This window comes from Antarctobacter heliothermus (assembly GCF_900188425.1).
GTDB lineage: Bacteria > Pseudomonadota > Alphaproteobacteria > Rhodobacterales > Rhodobacteraceae > Antarctobacter > Antarctobacter heliothermus.
On record NZ_FZON01000016.1, the window covers coordinates 29,971 to 46,385 of the forward strand.

Consider the following 16,415-nt stretch of genomic DNA (forward strand, 5'->3'; position numbering starts at 1 on the left):
GGCCGCACCCTGGATCTACCCGCGTTTGTGGAACAGGTGTCTCCAAACCCTCATGTCAAGGATCACCTTTGTCGTGGCTGCAAGCGCCAAAAGACAAAGCACCGTTTTTGATACGGTGCCCATCGTCCCCTGAATCAGGATCGCGTGCACCGCGCTGGTCGCGACGACGAGGCCAACCATGCTGGTATGGCCGATACGCCAGACCCGCAGGCTCAACCGGCGACGGACCACTGACAGAAACGCCGCCGCAAAAACGCCCCACATTGCGATCACCCCCCAAAGTGAAAAGGGTGTTGGCGATCTGAACAACAAGACGTCAATCACGTCGGGCGGGCTGGTGACCCACAGCCCCGCGACATGGACAATCACCGCAAGGACAAGCGCCGCACCAACGACGCGGTGAACACGACGCCCCCGCCGCGCAGGCAGGCCGGGAAGGTATCCACCGGCAAGCAGCGGCTGGGCCAGAAGCAACGCCATCGCGATTACCCCGGCGAAACCCGCCGCGATGTAGACCGGCTCGCGCCAGGCAAGGAGCGGACTGCGGGCGGCGACGAAAACCGGCACGGTCACGGCAAGCGTGAGCGCAAACCAGATCAGCGTCGCCTTGACAGAATTCATTGCCTTCAGGCGGGTTTGAGGACGAAATCGGCGCTCAGGGATGTATCCCCGGCCCGCCGCATAACAGGGCGTAAGAAGACGGTTTCAAAATCCTCTCCGTCATAGGCAAGATGGCCATGCGGTTGGCCAAAGGCCGGCACGATCTGCGGCATCTCAAGGCGGAACACGCCATTTTCGTCCGTCAGGGTTGCGCCATGGCTGTGCGGATCGCGTTCATGCCCTTCGGTCGTATGCGCCCAGATCTGGATACGCTGGCCTGCCAGAGGCGCACCATCCCCCGCACGCCGTACAGTCCCTGACATCAAAAAGCCCCCGCTGCCGATACGCTCAACGATCGGCGCGCCCGGAAGGTAGTTGTTGGCACCGCCCCGCATCGAAGGGGTCGGCGCGATGTCCTGCGCCAGAGCGGGGGCAAAGAGGCCAGAGGCGCCCGTGGCCACCAGCGATGCTGTGGCGGTCAGGACAATGCGGCGGTTCGGCACGGAAAAGCTCATGTCGGTTTCTCCTGCGAGGCAAGGATCATTCTGGTGACATGCAGGACTGGGTCTGTCGATCCGAGAAGCTTGGTCCCTGCACTCATGGGCTCAAGATAGTGGTTTCGGGCGGCGGGGCGAAGCACTCCCACAGCTTCGTGAACGCAATGCACCCCTGAACCGCGCAGCACCGATCCGCGCCACTGTGACCGACTGCCCCCGTCAGGCCGCTGGATCACCTTGAGCCGAAAGAGGCACACGGCTGGTGTCACGGGCAGGATAACCGCAAGCGCGTCCGAATGGGTAACGGCCTCTGGCCCGTGGGCCACCTCCGGGGGACCAAGTCCTTGGTCCCCCGGGGCAAGCTGTGTCAGACGATCAGGAAATCGTCGGCCCCGATGGTGGGCAAGGACGACAGCTGGGCAAAAGCGACGGCTTCGGCATCGCCGCTGCCGTCGCTGTCGTAGTAGACCTTGCCGGTATCGGTCTCATAGATGATGCGCTGGTCTGCGGTGGTGGCGACGCCATCGACGTTGGCAACGAACATCCCGGCATCCAGCGTGCCACTGGTCAGACCCGTGAACACCGCGCTGTCCAGAACCATCACGTCTTCGCCAGCGACGAAATCAATGATCCGATCCTCGTTTGCGGGGTCAAGCGCCGAGTTGAAGACAAAGCTGTCCGCATCGTCGCCGCCGCGCAGGACGTCCTTGCCCTCGCCGCCATTGATCGTGTCCATCCCGTCATAACCGTACAGGATGTTACGACCCGCATCGCCGGTCAGCATATCGTCGTGGTTCGAGGCGTAGACATGTTCGAAACCCGAAATCACATCGCCTTCGGCGTCACCGCCAGAGGCCTGCTGCATGCCAAAGCCATCCGCGTTGAGGTCCACCGTCACGCCTCCGGCGGAGTCGGTGTATTGCAGGACATCCGCCCCGCTGCCGCCCTCCATGGTATCGGCCCCTTCGCCGCCCCGGATCGTGTCATTGCTGGCCCCACCGTCGATCACGTCATCGCCGTCAAAGCCCAGGATGTAGTTCCTGCCCGCATCGCCAGTCAGGTCATCGCCGAAATCAGACCCCTGGATATTCTCGAAACCGGACAGAACGTCGCCTTCGCCATCGCCACCAGAGGCCGACTGAAAGCCGTCCATGCCCACGGTCAGATTGACCGTGACGCCTGACGCAGAGCCAAGGTATCTGACCCAGTCATTCCCGTTGCCGCCGTCCAGTGTATCGGCGCCCAATCCGCCGCGCAGCACGTCGTCCCCATCCATGCCGTTGATGATGTCATCCCCATCATAGCCGAACAGGATATTGCGACCAGCGTTGCCGGTGATCACGTCAGCATGGTCGGACGCATAGACATTCTCAAAGTTGGAGATGACGTCGCCCTCTGCGTCGCCACCTGATGCCTGCTGAAATCCGGCACCGTCCTCATTCAGGTCGACCGTGACGCCGGCGGTTGAGCCGACGTAGTATAGGACGTCCTCATCCGCGCCGCCGTCCAGGGTATCTGCGCCCGCGCCGCCAGAGACCGTGTCATCGCCCGCGTCGCCGCTGATCACATCGTTGCCACCCTGACCGTCAAGGCTGTCGTCGCCGGCCAGCCCCAAAATCAGGTTCATTCCCCGATCACCCAAAAGGGTATCGTCCTGTGGAGTTCCTATGACATTGTCGATCACGTCCGCGATATCGACGTTCATCGACCCAAGGTCGATCAGGTCACCATCGACGGCGGCGCGCAGCGAAATCACTGCTACTTCGTCACCAAAGACATCCTGGGCACCCGTGTAGGTCACCGCGTTGCCGTCGTTCAGAAAGTCCGTGATGTCATCGCGTGTGCCTGTGAGGTACAGCGGGCCGGTCCCGCCACCGGTCACCGTGACATCCTGTGTTCCGGTGGCATCGAGCGTCCCCTCTCCGACCTTGAATTCCAGCGTCATGATCTCGGACTTCTTGGCGATGCTGTTGAACTTGATGTCCGAGAGATCGACGTTCCCGGCCGTATCCTCGTCAAACAGCAGGTCTGTCGGCAGCTTCTTGGATATGGAATTTTTCGTCTTGTCGGCAGTGTCCTGCTGAAAGATCTGCAACCATTGCTCGCCAGGATTTGCCTGTTGGTCGGCAGCCCTGTCGAAACTGAGGCCAAAGTTAAAAGAGACATGGATGCCGGACAAACCATTGGCAGAGTGAGAGAACGTGAACATGACGTGCCTTTCCTGATTGTGGACCCACGGGTGGCCGGCGATGGTCGGACAGGGGTCGGGAAGTGATGCAGAAACAGCACACAACCCCGATCTGACCGGCCGGATCATGCGGCGCGTCCGAACGTCGGATTCCTTATTAGGCTTTTATTAACCTTGAGATTGTGTTTGGCTCGTGGAGCGAATTGGGAATATATGGGGCTCTTGCGTGTCCCTGCCCCTAGGCGTTGAGGTGCTACTGCCGACATCAGCAGCCCAAACACCGTCAAATCCCGCCCACTGTCCCGCCACCGGAAACATTTCCGCACAGGTGGCCCCAATGTTTCCACGTTGGCCCCAATTTTCGCCACATTTGCCGTTCATCTTCATTAACAGAACGTTAAGGGATGAAATCTCATGGTCTCCACAACACTTCAGAACGCGCGCCTCGACCGGCGTGCACGGGTTACACGGATCGAACCGGCGATCCATCTTGTCGCGGACAATGGCCCGTCAAAGGCAGCGTTCGAAAACATCGCCGTCATCGGGCTGGGTTATGTCGGCCTGCCGCTGGCGGTGCGACTGGCCGGAAAGTTCGAACGGGTTCAGGGTCTTGATATCTCCGCCCGGCGTGTGGATGAGATCAGACGCGGTTTCGATGCGTCCAATGAGGTTGACGAGGTCCTGCTGCGCCGCTGCGGCCTGCGCGCCAGCACAGACCGTACAGAGATCGCGGACGCGTCCTTTTACATCGTCACCGTCCCGACACCGATCAACGACGCGCGCCAACCCGACCTTGGGCCGCTGATTTCGGCCTGCGAGACCGTCGGTCAACACCTGAAAAAAGGGGATGTGGTGGTCTTTGAATCGACCGTCTATCCCGGCGCTACCGAAGAGATCTGCGCCCCGATCCTCGAAGGTCTGTCCGGCCTCAAGATGGGGGACGACTTTGGCCTGGGCTACAGCCCCGAGCGGATCAACCCCGGCGACAAGGTCAACACCGTCACAAATGTGGTCAAGGTCATCTCCGGCGACACAGAGGCCACGTTGAACCGGGTCCGCGCCGTCTATGAGACCGTGATCGACGCGGGCCTGCACGCCGCTCCGACCATCAAAGTGGCCGAAGCATCGAAGGTTCTTGAGAACACCCAGCGCGACGTCAACATCGCGTTGATGAACGAAATGTCGATGATTTGCGACAAGATCGGCATCAACACCCATGATGTGATCGAGGCCGCCGCGACCAAATGGAATTTCGTTGCGATGACACCCGGCCTTGTGGGGGGACATTGCATCGGCGTCGATCCTTACTATCTGGCGACGCTGGCGGAAAAGGTGGGGCACACCCCGCAACTGATCATGGCCGGGCGCCGCACAAATGAGGCGATGGTGCGCCACACGGCAGACGCGGCGCTGCGGTTCCTGCTCAAACAAGGCGGGGCCATCGCGGGCAAGCGTGTTGCCATCTGTGGCATTACTTTCAAGGAAGACGTGCCCGACATGCGCAATTCCAAGGCGCTGGACCTGATCAAGATGCTGCGCGGCTACGGGATCGAGATGCTGGTGCACGATCCGCACTGCGATCAGGACGAGGCAGAGGCCTGTGGCCTGACGCTGTGTGACACCGAAGAGTTGGCAAATCTCGACCTGATGATCCTGACCACCGCACACCGGGAATACCTCAATGACCGGGCATTCCTGAACCGCATCCGCGACGGCGGCGTTCTGATGGACGTCAAAGGCGTTCACCGGAAATCGGTCAGATCCGACACTCTGACCTACTGGTCGCTGTAATCGGCAAACGCGGGGGCGCGAAGAGATGTTCACTGTCACACCGATCGGCTCATGCCGGATTGCGACGCCGCTGCGTCTGGGCCAATCGACGCGCGGCATCCGCCTGAACCTGAACCGCAGCTACGGCTATTGCCACTCGCCTGCCGAGGCAGTGCAACTGGCGCGATTTCTGCGGGGCGAAATGACCATCTCCGCAGATGTCTGGCCCTTGGTGTCGCGGTCACATCAGCTTGCCACGCTGTCCTCTGAAATACACGTCCCGTCAGGTCTGTATGTGATCGAACTGGCGTCTGCCAAGGAACTGACCATCGACGGCGTTTCGATCCAGTTGAACTATCTGAAATCGACGTACCCCGATTTCTTTGCCGACCCTGACCGGATGCAAGCGTTTTGGGACGCGGCGCAGACCGGCGACCGCGCCAGAACCACCGCCTTTCTGGACAAGGCGTGGTCCGCCACGGACGCCCAACGCGCGGACTCTGCCGTTTTGTCCCGGATCACGCTGAATTACGTTACGCCCGACAGTCTGGCGCAAGACATCCAGACATTGGGGCGTCTGCTGCCGGACGTGATGTTTGTCTCTCACGTCAACGCACGCAAGCCGGACGGCCAGACCATCAAATCCCGCGCCAGCTTGGTTACTATGGTCAGCGACGGCGTCCGCGACGCCGGGTTCGACCTGTATGACCCGACGCAGTTGATGGCCGAATTTGGCCAACCTGCGGCGATCGAGGACGACAGCACCAGTCTTGCCCATTTCACCACACCCTTTAGCACCGCGGTCATGGATGACTGGATGGCCCGGTTCATTGCCCCCCGGACGGATGCGGCAGTTGCAAGCGGTACAGTCCCCGCCGAGACGCTGCGTGCCCAAATCGACGCCGCCTGCACCGCCGGACACTTTGCCGAGGCGACAAGCCGGCTGTCGGCGCTGTCGACCAGGACCGAAGAATACCGACCGTTCGGGAAAAAAGTACATCGCGCCCAGAAAGCCGCGCAGGCCGTGTTCCACAAGGATCTGTCAGCCAAGGCGGCTTCGGCGAAATCACTGGACATGGCCAACAGTGTCCAAACGGCCGGTCGCCTGGGCCTGTTCGAAACGGCCCGGCTATTGGCGACGGACGCGGAAGATCGCTTTGTTGCCCTGCCCTGCCACATCCTGACGGACGTGGCTTTGCGCGCTGAGGCTGCGGGCGACATCGCCAGCGCGGCGCAATTCGCAATCGCGGCCTGCCGCCAGCACGATACCGCAGATCGCGCCGCGCAGGTGCTGGCCGATCTTGTTGTCGCGCAACAGATCGACCTGTCAGACAGGCTGGAACCGACAAAACTGGCCAAGGTCCAGTCCTGCCTCTCCGTGGCGGGCATCGAAGCGGCGCTGACGCATGCCGACGCGCCGATAAAGACGCTGATCTCCAGCCACCTGAGCGCGACTGACCTGACCAAGATCGCCGCCGGTCTTGCAGAAAAACGGGGCGTCAATGCGGCGGCCCACATCCTTGCCCATTGGCGCGACCTGCACGACATGCCCCGCCTTCGGGACAAGGGAGTGATCGCCTTGCTTGACGCCTGGACCAACCAGGCCACGCAACTCCAGCGCCCGCTGGACCGCATCCGCGCACTGATCGCCATCCAACAGGCCGACCCGCGCCACAAAGCCGTCCGCGAGGCACTGCGCACGGCCAAGATCGATCTTGCGACGCGCTACCGCGCGGCAGGCAAGGCACGCGACTGGGCCGCCCTGTCGGCCTTGGCCGCAGAGGTTCAGGCCATCGCGATCCCGTTGCCGGAATACGACCTGTGGCGCGCAAGAGTGCAATTCGACGACGGCGATTTTGCCCGCGCCATCGCCTATGGCTGCGCCGCTGCGGAGCAGATGCCGGACAGGATCAATGTTTGGGTTCTCTTGATGCGCGCTGCGGTCAAAACCGGGGACTCTTCCCTTGCGGCAAGGTCCGCAGACCGGGTCATCGCGCTTTCGGATGAAGCGACGGAAAAACTGCGGGCACAGGCCGAAGCCGTGCAGCGTAAATTGCTCGCCGAGGTGTAAGGGATGGTATCGCTTGCGGAACAGATCAACCTGTCCAACAACGGCTTGCCGTTGCCGGATGGCGTGTCGCAAGAGATTTTCGACTTGTCGAGAAACATAAAGCGGTCCGAAATGGCGGCGGATATCCTCCAGCGGCTGGAGCCGGTTCTGAAAGACTACCGCGCGGACAGAAACATCGCCGTGGCCTGTGGTCTCTTGCTGGAAAAGACAGGCACAGAGCGCGACATGCGGTCACTTTGGGATCATCTTCAGGGCCGCTACCCGGAGGATGGTCTGGCGCTGCGGATGCTGATGCGATGGTATCGCCGCGACGGGCGTGTTGCGGACGGCATCGACCATATCGCGCGTCTCTACCCGGATTGCTGGCGCACCCTGTCACAGGCCCGGATTGCCCTGCCCGGACTTGTCGAACTCAAGGCGTGGGACGAACTGGACCAACTGTGGGCCACCCTGTCCGTCCTGCACCCGCAGGATCGATCCCTGCGCATGGACTATATCAAGGCACTTTTGGAACAGTCGCGATTTATCGATGCTGCAACGGTTGCCAAAGGCGTGTATGCTCGCGAACGTATGGGCAGAGCATCTCAAGAAATGCTCGCTACAGTTGAGCACAAAGCAGGCATGATGGCCAAATACAACCTGTCGCACTCTGCGACGGTGATCGATGAGATCTTTTCGCGGGCACCTTCGCCGCGCCCAAGGGCGTGCGCGCCGAAAATCGTCTTTTTCAGCGGACAATTGGGCACAGGCGGGGCCGAACGTCAGATGACGCGCATTGCCTGCGCGTTCAAGGAGCGCAGCAAAAGACACGCCAGCCCTACGCCCGAAGTCTGGGTCAAACACACGAACCCAGCCACCGGCGCGGATTTCTACCGACCCATGATGGCGGAGGCGGATGTGCCTGTCCGGGTGTTGGCCGAAGAACGACAGATCCAGACCGCCGAGTTGGGTGGCATTTCGTCCGAACTAGCCGAGTTGATCGACCTGCTGGCCCCTGACGTGCATCGCCACACCTGCCAATTGCTCCGCCATTTCCGCGCCCATCAGACCGACGTGGCGTACCTGTGGCAGGATGGTGGGATCGTACAATCCGCCATTGCCGCCGTTCTGGCCGGTGTGCCCCGCATTGTGACGTCCTTTCGCGGCTTGCCGCCCAACCTGCGACCGACCTTTTACCGCGATGAACTGCCGGTGCTATATACCGCCCTTGCGCGGATGCCGCATGTCACGCTGACCGCCAACAGCCAAAAGGCGGCAACTGCCTATGAAGACTGGCTGGCCCTTGCGCCCGGCACCGTCCAGGTGATCCCCAACGCCGTCAACATCATGTCGTCGGACGGCGATCAGACTGACACGGCGCTGTGGTCCGACATCCTACGCCAGACAGAGCCCTGCACCAAAACAGTGCTGGGCGTATTCCGGTTCGACACCAACAAACGCCCGCTTCAGTGGATCGAAACCGCGGCGCGCTATCTGGCCCGGCACGATGACACCCGGTTCGTGATGCTGGGCGATGGGGCGCTGTTGCCAGAAGCGCGCGCGCTGATCGAAACCCTTGGCCTGTCGCACCGGGTCTTTGCCGTGGGCATCCGCAGCAACGTCGGCTTTTACATGCATCGGGCGGATCTGCTGATGCATCTGGCCCAGATGGAGGGCCTGCCCAACGTCCTGATCGAAAGCCAGCTGGTCGGAACACCCGTTCTGGCGACCCCCGCAGGCGGCACAGACGAGGTCGTGGAACAGGGCGTCACCGGCGTGATCCTGTCCGCTGCGGATACCCTCCCCGAACAGGAACTGGACACGGCACTGGCGTCGCTCTTGACGGACCCTGACAGGCTGGCCCGCTTTGGCGCCACGGCGATGGCCCATTCCGTTGATCGCTTTTCGGTCGAAACGATCCTGAACAGGACAAGCGACCTCTTCAATACAATCGAGACAGCAAAGACAATCGAGCAGGCATACTGAATGGCAACCATCTTCGTCACCGGAACCGCAGGGTTCATCGGCTTTCACCTGGCAAAGCACCTGCTGGACGAAGGCTTTGCCGTTGTCGGCTATGACGGTCTGACGGACTATTACGACGTGGAATTGAAAAAGGCCCGCCACGCGATCCTTGAGAAAAACCCCAGATTTCGCGCCCAGATCGGGATGCTGGAAGACAACGACCTGCTGGCGAAAACGGTGGCAAAGGCCAAACCGGATGCGATTGTGCATCTCGCAGCACAGGCGGGCGTGCGCTACAGTCTTGAAAACCCGCGCGCCTATATCGACTCCAACCTGACCGGCACCTTCAACCTGATGGAGGCGGCGCGGGAGGCGAGGGTGGATCACCTGCTGATGGCATCCACGTCGTCGGTCTATGGCGGCAACACCCAGATGCCGTTTGAAGAGACGCAACAGACCGATCTGCCCCTGACGCTCTACGCCGCGACCAAGAAGGCGAATGAGTCGATGGCGCATTCCTATGCGCACCTCTGGCACATCCCGACGACGATGTTCCGCTTTTTCACCGTCTACGGCACCTATGGACGCCCCGATCTCGCGCTGTTCAAGTTCGTGCGCGCGGCGCTCGCCGGGAAAACCATCGACGTCTACAACCACGGCAAGATGGCGCGCGACTTTACTTATGTGGATGATCTGGTCCACGCGATCCGCCTGTTGATCGACACGCCGCCGCCGCAGGTGGAGGGTCGCACCACGCCCATCCCCGGCGACAGCCTCAGCCCGGTGGCCCCCTTCCGCACCATGAACATCGGCAACGGCGCGTCGGTTCCGCTAATGGACTTCATCACAGAGCTGGAAAAGACGTTGGGCATGGAGATCCCCAAGAACATGATGGACATGCAGATGGGGGACGTGCCCGCCACATGGGCCAACACCGATCTGCTGGAGGCGCTGACCGGCTTTCGCCCCAACACGCCGGTCGCCGAAGGCATCCGCAACTTCGTCAACTGGTACAGGGACTACTATCAGGTGTAATGACAGCCGCCGCGCCGCATATCACGCCTCCGGGCACCTTTGGCAGGATCATGGTCCTGCTGAACCGCGAACGGAAAACCCGTTTTGCGGGCGGCACCTTTGGCTATCTCTGGGCCTATATCACGCCCGCCGTCTGGATCGCCCTGATCGTCGGCCTGTTTGTCTATCTGGAACGCACACCGCCCATCGATGCGGGGCTGGCGATCTTTGTGGCCACCGGCATCCTGCCCTATGTGGCCTTTCGCCAAACCGTCACCGCCCTCAGCCGGGTGCTGAGCGCGCATCGCTACATGCGCTATTTCGCGACCGTGTCGACGGATGACATACTGTGGTCTTCGATGCTGCTGGAAGGGCTGAACCTGATCGTCTCGGCCCTGCTGATCTTTGGCACCGTGACCGTCATGTTTGGCACGCCCCTGCCCCACGCGCTGCCCTCTGTACTGTATGCGCTGGCCATCACATGGTTGCTGGGCTGCGGGGTCGGTCGCTTTGTGGCCATCGGCGCACAAATCAGCGATACCTTTGCCCGGTCGGTGCCTTTGGTCCTGCGCCCGTTCTTCTGGCTGTCGGGGATCTTTTACACCGCTGCCGAACTGCCCGGCCCGGTGCGGGACATCCTGTGGTACAGCCCGTTCCTGCATGTGACCGAAATCCTGCGCGAGGGCTATTTCCTTGGCTTCACCTCTCATTTCGCCAACGCATGGTATCCAATTGTCGTCGCGGCCGGGTTCTTTCTGATCTCCTTGCCACTGGAACGCTTTGCCAACACCCGGCGCATCATGCGGGGACGGCTATGATTGCGCTTGATCAGGTCAGCATCCTCAAACCCGGGTTTTTTCGGCGTGATCCGATTGTGACAGAGGCCACTGCCACCTTTCACCGTGGCGAACGGGTCGGCATTCTTGCCTCACCGGGGACCGGGAAATCCTCGTTCGCACGACTGTTGTCGGGGATCGACCAACCGGACCGGGGATCGGTCCACCGTGAGGGGCGTGTCAGCTGGCCCATCGGCTTTGCCGGGTTCCTGCATCCCGCGCTCAGCGTGCGCGACAACCTGCATATCTTTGAACGCCTTGTCGGTATGCCAACCGACGCCACGGTGGAGTTTTGCAGCGCCTTTTGCGGCATCCCCGGCGTGGCCCGCAAGATGATGCAGGATCTGACCCCGACGCAACGCGCGATCCTTGCCTATGCCTGTGCCCTCTCTGTCCCCGGTCCGGCCATGTGGATCGCCGATGAGGTGATTTCCGTGGGTGAGCCTTTCCAACGCAAGCGGTGCGATGCGGTTCTGACCCAGCGCCTGTCTGACGGCGGGCTGGTGTTCCTGTCGCGCAACGTGCGCCAGCTCAAACAGTACTGTGACCGGTTCTATGTGTTGATCAACAAGCGCCTTGTGCCCTGCGATGACCTGAACGTGGCGCAAGACGCGCTGGACCTGCAAAAAACCAACCAATCCGAGCTTATTTGAGGGTGTGACATGTCGAACCCGGCAGCGAAAGAAGACGCAGGCATAACCGCTTGGAAAGACAAGCGCGCGGCCATTGCGGCAGCGGATGCGGCGGCGCGTCAGCAACCGCCCCCCGTTGCCAAAACGCCGACTGCCCCCGCTGCGGTCGAAGAGCCCAAATCGCCTGCGATGGTGTTTTTGCAATCCGTACCTGCGGATGATGCCCCAAAGCCCCCGGATACCGCACAGCCACAGCGCCGGTTGAAAGACCCGCACAGCTGGCTGCTGTTCGGGGCCATCGTCCTATTGCCCGTGCTGCTGGTCGCGGCCTACCTGATGTTTGTGGCCACCCCGCTGTATGAGGCGCGCTCTGTCATCGCCATCACCAAGACCGGCAATTCCGGATCGGGTGTGCAGGCGGGGCTGTTGGGTGGTCTGGAAAAACCCAGCAACCTGCAAGAGGTGTTCCGCGCGGACACCTACATCAACAGTCAGGCACTGATGGACTCTCTCGAAGAGGAAATCGGCATCGTGACAGAGTTGAGCGGAGAGGCCATCGACCCGGTCCGCCGCCTGCGCACGATCCCGGTCCTGTCGGTCAGCAAGCGGATGCAATTCGACCGTTTCGTCGAATCCTCGGTTGATGTGCAAAGCGGCCTGCTGACGCTGTTTGTGCGCGCCGACAGCCACGAACAGGCCATTCTGGTGTCCGAGGCCGTGCTGCGAAATGCGGAATCGCAGGTGTCCCGACTGGGACAGATGCTGTTCGACAAACGCCAATCCCACGCCGCCGACATGCGCCGAGTTGCGGAAACGCAGGTGCAGGACGCCCAGACCGCGCTTGTGGCCTTGCAGATGAAATATCAGGATGTCGACCCCAAGAACCGGGTGGAGAACATCTATGCCCGGATCAAGGAACTGGAGGATGAGGCCTACCGGATCGACAACGAGATCCAGAAGGCCCAGATTGCCGGGGTCGGAGACAACCGCCAGACCGAAAAGCTGATTGCGCTGGCGGCGCATATCTCGGCGCAGATTGACAAGGAACGCGCGCAACTGGTGTCGCCTGACGGCATCTCACCCACGCCTTTGAACAATATGCTGATGGAATATGAACGCGCGTCACTGAACCTTGAACTGGCCCGCGAGGCGGTCAGATCGGCGATTGCCACACAGGCCGAGGCGAACCGCGAGGCGGCGCTCAACCGCAGCATCTTTCAGGTTGTGGTGCCGCCCAGCACCGCTCAGGCCGCGCTGTACCCGCGCATCCCGGCGACGCTGGCGTTTACCCTGATCGTCTGTCTGGCCCTGTTCGGCGCGGTTGTGACCCTGCGCAGCGGGCGGTCCTGAGAACCTTGGGCCGCGATCCCGACCGGGCGGGACTTGCCCCCCGCCACTCCCTGCCAAACCTCCATCTGGCAGTTTGTCCTGTCCCTCCGGACACCACGTCACGGCAAATCGCGCTTGTCCTGACGCTGGGTGCTCAGCAGGTCTGCCGCCACCGCTGACGCCGCCGCAAGATCGACAATCAACAGCGCCTCTCCCGTGCCTGCCTTGGCTAGGATATTTCCATCCGGCCCGGCAATCACCGACCCGCCGCCAAACGCCAGCCCGGCCTCTGCGCCGTGGTAATTGGCATAGGCCACGGTCACGGCCATCTCCATCGCCCTAGCAGGCACCAGCAGGTCAGAGACGTTTTCAAACCCGGCGGGGTTGGCCGTCGGGACAAGGATCACCTCGGCCCCCTGTTCGGCCAGCGCTCTGACGTGGTGCGCGAATTCGACATCGTAGCAGATCAGCAACGCGGCGCGGCGACCGCCCAGATCGAACAGGCAATATTCGTCTCCGGCGACAAAAACCGACTGCTCCATCGGGCCAAACAGCTGCACCTTGCGGTAATGGGCCAGCTTGCGTCCCGTCCGGTCATGGCAACTGGCGGCGTTGTAAACGGCCTCTCCATCCCGCTCTGCCCAGCCGATGACCAGCCCGCAATCCGCCGCGCGGCACAGTTCTGCCAGGCGCGTTTCCCACGCGCCACCCTGCGCCTGCGCGCGAATGGGATGCAGGTCCGGGCGGTTGTAGCCGGGCAGAAACAACTCTGGAAAGACGACGGTTTCCGAATCCATCGCGGCGGCTGCGGCAAGACACCGTTCGATCCGGGCAAAGGCCCCGGCCTCATCGCCATCCGTGGGCGCGCCTTGATAAATCGCCAGCTTCATCCCGCGTCACGCCTCCTCTGTCACCCGCCGCGCCATGCCCTCATAGGCCGCATAGCTGCGCTGGATCGCGATCTGATCGGCGATGAACTTGGCGTCATGCCAGACCCCCCAGATAAACGACGACCCGCGCCGGGACTGCCACGGCAGACCTACAAAATACAGCCCGTGTTCACAGGACACCCCGCGCTGATGGATCGGGCTGCCCCGCTCATCAAAGGCATCCGCCTTGATCCAGCCAAAATCGAACGCATAGCCCGTTGCCCAGAGGATCGTCCCCACACCGGCCTCTGCCAGATCCAGTTCAAGGATCGGGTTGGTCACACACTCGGGGTCTGCGGGGATCTCCCGCGCCTCTGGTTCTTGCGGCAGGTCCAGCCCGTGACGCGCGATATAGGCGTCTGCCTCATCCAGCACCGACAGGTAATTGGCATCGCCCTTGTCAAGGTTCTCTTTCAGGTCCGGGGCAAAGGTAATCTTGCCCGCGTGATACCCCGCCGTCATGCCCAGCAGGGTCATGCCCCGGTTGGCCAGCTTGCGGAAATCGACCGTCTTGCCGCCCTCTGCACCGCTGACCGCAATGGTCACATGTTCCGTCCCCGGCCCTGGCGAATCCGCGTTCCATTTGCCCAGAACACCCAGCCACCAGACATTGTCGCGCCCCCGGTAGCGGCGCGGCGGGCGGTCATGCGGCCCCATCGACAGGTAGACCTTGCGGCCCGCGTTCATCAATTCCTCGGCGATCTGCACCCCGGATGAGCCACCGCCCACCACCAGCACGGCCCCTTCGGGCAGTTGCTCCGGATTGCGGTAGGTGTTGGAATGCATCTGCAACGGCCCGGCATCCGCTGGCACCACGGGCGGGATCGCGGGGCGCTGGAACGGGCCTGTTGCGGCCACCACATGGCGCGCCTCGATCTGCCCGTCAGAGGTGGTCACGCGGAACCCGGCGCGCCCCTCCAGCGGGACAACCTCCTGCACCTCGACACCCGTGCGTACCGGCGCGGCGATCTGTTCGGCATAGGCGACGAAATAATCCGCCACGCTTTCCTTGTCAGGAAAGGCGTCGGCGTCACAGGCAAACGCACGGTTCGGGAAACGATCATGCCAAGCGGGACCATTGGCCACCAGCGAATCCCAGCGCCCCGTGCGCCAGCGTTCTGCAATGCGGTCCCGCTCCAGCACGATATGGGCAATGCCCTGTTGGCTGAGGTGTTCGCTCATTGCGATACCGGCCTGTCCGCCGCCCACCACCACCGTATCCGTGCATTCCATGCCAAAACCCTTCGATCCATCTTTGCCGGGAAACCTAGGCGGCAGCAGCGAGGCATCGAAACTAGGCAATCATGAAGCCTTGCTTTCGGGCAGGCTAATCCCGCTTAGGGCGACGCTAATCACCGATAAGACATAGCATTCCTTTTCAATCGCCCATGACTGCCGCATCTATGGTGTACCCGTCATTTCCCCATGGGAGCCTTTCCAATGGCCAAAGACCAGATCGACCCTGTCGAGGCGCTGCGGCAGAACACCTCTGTCCCGTTTGAGCGCGCCCGCGCCATGCCCGTCGAAGTCTACACGACGCAAGCCTTTGTCGACGAAGAACTGGCACATGTCTTCCGCAAGGACTGGTACTGCATCGGGCGGGCGGACGCGCTGCAAAACCCCGGAGATTATGTCACCTGCGAACTGGCGGGTCAGCCCATCGTCGTGCTGCGCGACCGCGAAGGCGCGTTGCGTGCGCTCAGCAATGTCTGCCTGCACCGCATGTCGACGCTGTTGCAGGGACGCGGCAACACGCGATCTATCGTCTGCCCCTATCATGCCTGGACCTACAATCTGGATGGCAAGCTGCGCGGCGCGCCCGCGATGACCAAGAACGAAAACTTTTGCAAGGACGCCTATACCCTGCCCGCCGTGCGCTGCGAGGAATGGCTGGGCTGGGTGTTTGTCTCTTTGGACGCGGACGCCGCGCCGGTGGCGGAAAAGCTGGCCGAGGTCGAGGCGATGCTCGCGGGCTACGACATGACCAACTACACCGAGGCGTTTTACGAAGAGCACGTCTGGGACACCAACTGGAAGGTGTTGGCCGAGAACTTCATGGAAAGCTATCACCTGCCGGTCTGTCACGCGGGCACCATCGGCGGGCTGTCGCGGCTGGAGGACATGATCTGCCCGCCGGGGCGCGACACCTTCAACTATCACACCATCCTCAAGGACGACAAACTGCGGATCGCCATGGCGCACCCGTCCAATGACCGACTTAAGGGCGATGAACGGCGCACGACCTTTTTGCTGGCGATCTACCCCAGCCTGATGATCACGCTGACGCCGGGGTATTTCTGGTATCTGTCGCTGCACCCCAAGGGGCCGGGACAGGTTCATATCCGCTTTGGCGGCGGCATGTCGGATGATTACGCCGATGACCCGGATGCGCAGGACAATTTTACCGCGCTCAAGACCCTGCTGGACGATGTCAACGTCGAGGACCGGGGCTGTACCGAAAAGGTCTATCGCGGGCTATGCTCCAGCCTCGCCCAGCCGGGACACCTTAGCCACCTCGAACGCCCCAACTACGATTTTGCGCAATACCTCATGTCCCGGATCGACGCCTCAAAGGCGGCAGACCGGGACGCTGTCGGAGAGTAAT

13 protein-coding genes are annotated in these 16,415 nt (G+C 61.8%); 8 read left to right on the forward strand and 5 right to left on the reverse strand.

Going from position 1 to position 16,415, the window contains the following annotated elements; all coding sequences use genetic code 11:
- Positions 1–15: 15 nt before the first annotated feature.
- From CHB90_RS10380 to CHB90_RS10390, 3 genes are all read right to left on the reverse strand, one after another.
- Positions 16–621, reverse strand: a complete 606-nt coding sequence (locus tag CHB90_RS10380) for a ferric reductase-like transmembrane domain-containing protein (RefSeq protein ID WP_089277801.1) — start codon at positions 619–621, stop codon at positions 16–18.
- A gap of 5 nt (positions 622–626) precedes the next feature.
- Positions 627–1,115, reverse strand: a complete 489-nt coding sequence (locus CHB90_RS10385) for a peptidase associated/transthyretin-like domain-containing protein (protein ID WP_089277802.1) — start codon at positions 1,113–1,115, stop codon at positions 627–629.
- A 349-nt stretch (positions 1,116–1,464) separates the two neighbouring features.
- Positions 1,465–3,306 carry a calcium-binding protein gene (locus tag CHB90_RS10390; protein WP_089277803.1) on the reverse strand — a complete coding sequence of 614 codons (1,842 nt, stop codon included), beginning with the start codon at positions 3,304–3,306 and terminating at the stop codon, positions 1,465–1,467.
- Positions 3,307–3,699: 393 nt separating this feature from the next.
- On the opposite strand from CHB90_RS10390, the gene CHB90_RS10395 reads away from it, so the two are divergent.
- Genes CHB90_RS10395 through CHB90_RS10425 form a run of 7 tightly spaced genes read left to right on the forward strand, consistent with a single transcriptional unit; the run spans position 3,700 to position 12,902 of the window.
- Entirely contained in the window at positions 3,700–5,076 is a 1,377-nt protein-coding gene (locus CHB90_RS10395; protein WP_089277804.1) for a nucleotide sugar dehydrogenase, read from the forward strand.
- A 25-nt stretch (positions 5,077–5,101) separates the two neighbouring features.
- Complete coding sequence (locus CHB90_RS10400; RefSeq protein WP_089277805.1) at positions 5,102–7,126, forward strand: hypothetical protein; 2,025 nt, start codon at positions 5,102–5,104, stop codon at positions 7,124–7,126.
- A 3-nt stretch (positions 7,127–7,129) separates the two neighbouring features.
- Positions 7,130–9,091, forward strand: a complete 1,962-nt coding sequence (locus CHB90_RS10405) for a glycosyltransferase (protein WP_089277806.1) — start codon at positions 7,130–7,132, stop codon at positions 9,089–9,091.
- A complete protein-coding gene (locus CHB90_RS10410) occupies positions 9,092–10,105 on the forward strand; it encodes an SDR family NAD(P)-dependent oxidoreductase (RefSeq protein WP_089277807.1) in 1,014 nt (337 codons plus the stop codon).
- Entirely contained in the window at positions 10,105–10,902 is a 798-nt protein-coding gene (locus CHB90_RS10415; RefSeq protein ID WP_170941033.1) for an ABC transporter permease, read from the forward strand. The genes CHB90_RS10410 and CHB90_RS10415 overlap by 1 nt, the downstream gene beginning before the upstream one ends.
- Positions 10,899–11,573, forward strand: coding sequence for an ATP-binding cassette domain-containing protein (locus CHB90_RS10420; protein WP_170941034.1), 675 nt, complete (start codon positions 10,899–10,901; stop codon positions 11,571–11,573). Before CHB90_RS10415 ends, CHB90_RS10420 begins: the two co-directional genes overlap by 4 nt.
- 9 nt (positions 11,574–11,582) lie before the next feature.
- On the forward strand, positions 11,583–12,902 hold the full coding sequence (locus CHB90_RS10425) for a KpsE/RkpR family capsule polysaccharide export protein (protein WP_089277810.1): 1,320 nt from the start codon (positions 11,583–11,585) through the stop codon (positions 12,900–12,902).
- Positions 12,903–13,000: 98 nt separating this feature from the next.
- Here the strand turns inward: CHB90_RS10425 and CHB90_RS10430 are convergent, their stop codons facing one another.
- Both CHB90_RS10430 and CHB90_RS10435 read right to left on the reverse strand, forming a co-directional pair.
- On the reverse strand, positions 13,001–13,771 hold the full coding sequence (locus tag CHB90_RS10430) for a carbon-nitrogen hydrolase family protein (RefSeq protein ID WP_089277811.1): 771 nt from the start codon (positions 13,769–13,771) through the stop codon (positions 13,001–13,003).
- 6 nt (positions 13,772–13,777) lie between these two features.
- On the reverse strand, positions 13,778–15,043 hold the full coding sequence (locus tag CHB90_RS10435) for a flavin-containing monooxygenase (RefSeq protein WP_089277812.1): 1,266 nt from the start codon (positions 15,041–15,043) through the stop codon (positions 13,778–13,780).
- A 207-nt stretch (positions 15,044–15,250) separates the two neighbouring features.
- On the opposite strand from CHB90_RS10435, the gene CHB90_RS10440 reads away from it, so the two are divergent.
- A complete protein-coding gene (locus CHB90_RS10440) occupies positions 15,251–16,414 on the forward strand; it encodes an aromatic ring-hydroxylating oxygenase subunit alpha (protein WP_089277813.1) in 1,164 nt (387 codons plus the stop codon).
- Position 16,415: the final 1 nt, after the last annotated feature.

Excerpts from the sequence above, each read along its gene's own strand:
- CHB90_RS10430 (WP_089277811.1), bottom strand. The coding sequence starts at position 13,771 with ATGAAGCTGGCGATTTATCAAGGCGCGCCCACGGATGGCGATGAGGCC.
- CHB90_RS10400 (WP_089277805.1), top strand. The coding sequence starts at position 5,102 with ATGTTCACTGTCACACCGATCGGCTCATGCCGGATTGCGACGCCGCTG.
- CHB90_RS10395 (WP_089277804.1), top strand. The coding sequence starts at position 3,700 with ATGGTCTCCACAACACTTCAGAACGCGCGCCTCGACCGGCGTGCACGG.
- CHB90_RS10390 (WP_089277803.1), bottom strand. The coding sequence starts at position 3,306 with ATGTTCACGTTCTCTCACTCTGCCAATGGTTTGTCCGGCATCCATGTC.
- CHB90_RS10405 (WP_089277806.1), top strand. The coding sequence starts at position 7,130 with ATGGTATCGCTTGCGGAACAGATCAACCTGTCCAACAACGGCTTGCCG.
- CHB90_RS10425 (WP_089277810.1), top strand. The coding sequence starts at position 11,583 with ATGTCGAACCCGGCAGCGAAAGAAGACGCAGGCATAACCGCTTGGAAA.
- CHB90_RS10380 (WP_089277801.1), bottom strand. The coding sequence starts at position 621 with ATGAATTCTGTCAAGGCGACGCTGATCTGGTTTGCGCTCACGCTTGCC.
- CHB90_RS10415 (WP_170941033.1), top strand. The coding sequence starts at position 10,105 with ATGACAGCCGCCGCGCCGCATATCACGCCTCCGGGCACCTTTGGCAGG.
- CHB90_RS10440 (WP_089277813.1), top strand. The coding sequence starts at position 15,251 with ATGGCCAAAGACCAGATCGACCCTGTCGAGGCGCTGCGGCAGAACACC.
- CHB90_RS10385 (WP_089277802.1), bottom strand. The coding sequence starts at position 1,115 with ATGAGCTTTTCCGTGCCGAACCGCCGCATTGTCCTGACCGCCACAGCA.
- CHB90_RS10410 (WP_089277807.1), top strand. The coding sequence starts at position 9,092 with ATGGCAACCATCTTCGTCACCGGAACCGCAGGGTTCATCGGCTTTCAC.
- CHB90_RS10435 (WP_089277812.1), bottom strand. The coding sequence starts at position 15,043 with ATGGAATGCACGGATACGGTGGTGGTGGGCGGCGGACAGGCCGGTATC.
- CHB90_RS10420 (WP_170941034.1), top strand. The coding sequence starts at position 10,899 with ATGATTGCGCTTGATCAGGTCAGCATCCTCAAACCCGGGTTTTTTCGG.